Raw genomic sequence first — 3,286 nt, 5'->3', positions numbered from 1 at the left:
AAGGTGCATTTCTACTGGGACCGTCACGACCAATCCAACGAGAACAGCTCGTGCTGGATCCGCGTGTCGCAATCCTGGGCCGGGAAAAACTGGGGCTCGGTGCAGATCCCGCGCATTGGGCAGGAAGTGATCGTGGGCTTCCTTGAGGGTGATCCGGACCGACCGATCATCACCGGCCGCGTCTACAACGCCGAACAAACCGTGCCCTATGCGTTGCCTGCCAATGCCACTCAGAGCGGCACCAAAAGCCGTTCGAGCAAGGGTGGCACGCCGGCGAATTTCAACGAAATCCGCATGGAAGACAAGAAAGGCGCCGAGCAGCTGTACATCCACGCCGAACGCAACCAGGACATCGTGGTCGAGGTGGACGAGAGCCATTCGGTGGGCCACGACCGCAACAAAAACATCGGCCACAACGAGACGGTCCGGATTGGCGAAGACCGCCTGCGGGCCGTGCAGCGCAACGATGCCCTGCTCGTCGGCGGAGCCAAGAGCGACAGCATCAGTACCCAATACCTCGTGGAGGCGGGTTCGCAGATTCGATTGGTGTGCGGCAAAAGCGTGCTGGAGTTCAATGCCAGTGGCGAGATCAATATCTCGGGCACGGCGTTCAATATCTACGCCAGCGAAAATGGCAACATCGACACCGGCGGCCGCCTGGACCTCAACTCCGGAGGCGCCAGCGCCGTGGACCCTAAAGGTAAAGGCCTCAAGGGTGTGATCGACGCGGCGGTAAAAGCGTTGTTCCCGGCAAAGGCCCGCCCCTGAGGTTCATGGCCGGAACAACCGAGGCCAGCATCAAATGGCGGTGCCGCGGTTCGTTCCGGGCTGGACGATCAACAGCTGGTCCAGCTCGCGCTTTTTGCAACGGGCCACAAACGGCAGCGCAGCATCCGGGTCACGCCTGAACAGCTCGAAGGTCGCCTGATTGATTTCGTAGTATTCCTCGTAGTCGGCCATGCCATTGCTGACCGGTATGGACACGTAGAACCGACCCGAGTCTTGTTCGATGCCCACGGAAAACATGTGCTCGCGACTGACCAGAACATCTTGAAACTTCATGACTTGCCTACCTCTACCGTCACAATGGCGTCCAACTGAAATCTTTGGGCAAAATGCCCCCGGCGTCGATGACCGCCTCGCTGGCGCCGGTGGGCAGCTTGCCGCCAGGAATCCAGAATTCGTTGGCGCCGGCCTCGTTACCTGAAGGAATCCGCAGGTTCATGTCTTTAGGCGCGGGAATATCGACCCGCACCAGGGTACTACTTTCCAGGGTATTTTCTGGCAACCCAAGGGCCTTCTCCAATGCGCGCTTGTCACCCTTGGCATTGGCCACCAATTGATCGGCTTCAGCCTTGGGCATGAGGAACGTCGTGCCGTCGCGCTGGGCGATGCCGTACTTGTCCAGGTTGGCCTTGGTGGTGAAGCGCGAGGCACCGTTCTCGAACTGGGCCAAGTGCTCCTTCACATACTGGGGTGACAAATAGGTGTCGGCGTCGGGCCGCGACCCTTTCGGCATGGCCAGGATATCGGCCTCGGTCACGCCAGGCTTGTACTTGGGCGGCGGCAGTTCGGCAGGCTTGGCCGCCTTCGCCATTTTCGGGCTCAGCCCCAGCATGGCCATGCCGGCGACACCTTGCAGCAGGTCCCGATAACCAGGCCCCAGGCGATCACCCAAATCGCCGAGAAGCTCCATGCCCCCCAGGATCAGCCCGCCCACCACCACGAACTCGACGAGCACGGCGATACCCGCCATGGCGGCCATGACCAACGCAGCACCTGCCGCCAACAACCCCAACACTTCCAGCCCGGTGTGCATCCAGCCTTCGAGGTCCAGGACAAACGCCACCGACACCGTCGGCCCACCGATAAAGGTATTGGGGCTGCCGGTCTTGATATGCGCGCCGCACACCATTTTGCTGTGCAAGCGCGCCGCCGGTTTGCCGTTGATGAACACCGTGGCGCTGCCTTCGGCGATCAGCACCGGAAAGGGCCAGATCGGATGGTTCATCGGCAGCCCGGTGCAGGAAGACGATACGTCTTCACCCGCCCTCATGGCATTGCGGTCGTTGATGTAGACGTTGAAGCTGCCCACTATCAACGCCCCCGTGGTGGGTTCGGGCAGGTTGAAGATAGTGGACAGGCCTTTGACGATCTGGAACATCGACAAGCCGCCGGCGGCAATCGAGCCGGCCATGATCGCCAGCGCCACACCGCCCGTGGCAACCGTCGCGGCAACCACCGCAGCGCCGATCAAGGCGCCCGCCACGGCTCCGGCGACCATCGCGGCCAACCCGAACCCGTGGGCTATTTCGTCACCCAGACGTGCTGCAGCCTGTGCATCCATGATGTGTGTGAGTACTCAGTGGGACGTATCGATGCTCAGACGATCGGAGGCTGTGGCTTGAACGAATGCATTGCCAGCTTCCAGGCTGGCTCGTGATAGGCGAAGTCGCTCGGTGTGGTGGTCAAGGTGGTGATCAGCACCGACGGCTTACGCTCGATGAACACCTGACGCAGCATCAGTTCACGCCCCTCGCGTTGCCAGGTGTAATCCAGCAACGTGGTGGTGTGCCCTTGCAGCACCGTGTCCCAGCGCTGAACCAGCTTGAAGCCCGGCAGTTGCTGCTCCGCGCTTTTGAGTTGGCGGTCCACGTATTCGGCAAAGGGCGCGTCGCCCTGGGTGGCGTCGCGGCTGATCACAAAACTGGCTTCTTTAGCGGGACCGACGGCCGGCAGCTTGAAAATATTGATGCTCTGGTCCTGCCAGGCATCGGGGATTTCGAGATCGGCTTCTTGAATGCGGTAAGAGGTCACAGTAATCGCTTTCCATGGACGTGAGGTGACGCGCGAAGGAGCAGATATTCAAGTAATGCCTGGGAACAATCAAGAACCGGGTTCCTCTGCCTCACGTAAGGCACTACATTATGCGATCAGCGTCACTACTCTGGCGTTTACATGCCTGTGCACGCGCTGTCGAAGGGCGCGATCTCTTGATCTTGAACGTCAAAAGCCGGCAATCTTGCGCAGCGTCAAATGGACTGCGGCCGCGATAAGGACAACCGATGCTATTCAACCAAGCCTCACGCCTGGCCAAAATCACCAGCCCCCTGGGACCCGAGGTGTTGTTGCTCAAGGACATGAGCGGCGGTGAAGAATTGGGCCGGCTGTTCAACTATGAGTTGCAGCTGCATTCGCTGGACAACGCCATCGACCTCAACCAATTGCTCGGCAAGCCCATGTGCGTGAGCCTGCAGCTCGATGGCGGTGGCGAACGCTACTTCCA

At 60.3% G+C, this 3,286-nt stretch carries 5 protein-coding genes; 2 read left to right on the top strand and 3 right to left on the bottom strand.

Annotated elements, in window-relative coordinates; translation table 11 throughout:
* A partial coding sequence (tssI, locus tag BLO80_RS28645) for a type VI secretion system tip protein TssI/VgrG (protein ID WP_139197140.1) occupies nucleotides 1–768 on the top strand: 768 nt, incomplete at its 5' end.
* A 30-nt stretch (nucleotides 769–798) separates the two neighbouring features.
* On the opposite strand, the gene BLO80_RS28640 is transcribed toward tssI, so the two are convergent.
* The 3 genes from BLO80_RS28640 to BLO80_RS28630 are packed head-to-tail and all read right to left on the bottom strand — an operon-like array spanning nucleotide 799 to nucleotide 2,817.
* Nucleotides 799–1,062: a hypothetical protein gene (locus tag BLO80_RS28640; RefSeq protein ID WP_092334426.1), complete on the bottom strand. Its 264-nt coding sequence runs from the start codon at nucleotides 1,060–1,062 to the stop codon at nucleotides 799–801.
* Between the two features lie 19 nt (nucleotides 1,063–1,081).
* Nucleotides 1,082–2,347, bottom strand: coding sequence for a PAAR domain-containing protein (locus BLO80_RS28635; protein ID WP_092334428.1), 1,266 nt, complete (start codon nucleotides 2,345–2,347; stop codon nucleotides 1,082–1,084).
* A gap of 35 nt (nucleotides 2,348–2,382) precedes the next feature.
* Nucleotides 2,383–2,817, bottom strand: a complete 435-nt coding sequence (locus tag BLO80_RS28630; RefSeq protein ID WP_092334430.1) for a DcrB-related protein — start codon at nucleotides 2,815–2,817, stop codon at nucleotides 2,383–2,385.
* A 248-nt stretch (nucleotides 2,818–3,065) separates the two neighbouring features.
* On the opposite strand from BLO80_RS28630, the gene BLO80_RS28625 reads away from it, so the two are divergent.
* Nucleotides 3,066–3,286, top strand: a 221-nt coding sequence (locus tag BLO80_RS28625) for a contractile injection system protein, VgrG/Pvc8 family (protein WP_256574259.1), incomplete at its 3' end; no start/stop codon positions are given.

This window comes from Pseudomonas sp. NFACC56-3 (assembly GCF_900100025.1).
GTDB lineage: Bacteria > Pseudomonadota > Gammaproteobacteria > Pseudomonadales > Pseudomonadaceae > Aquipseudomonas > Aquipseudomonas fluorescens_AA.
Note: the sequence above shows the minus strand (reverse complement) of the source record. Positions and strands in the feature narration are given on the sequence as shown.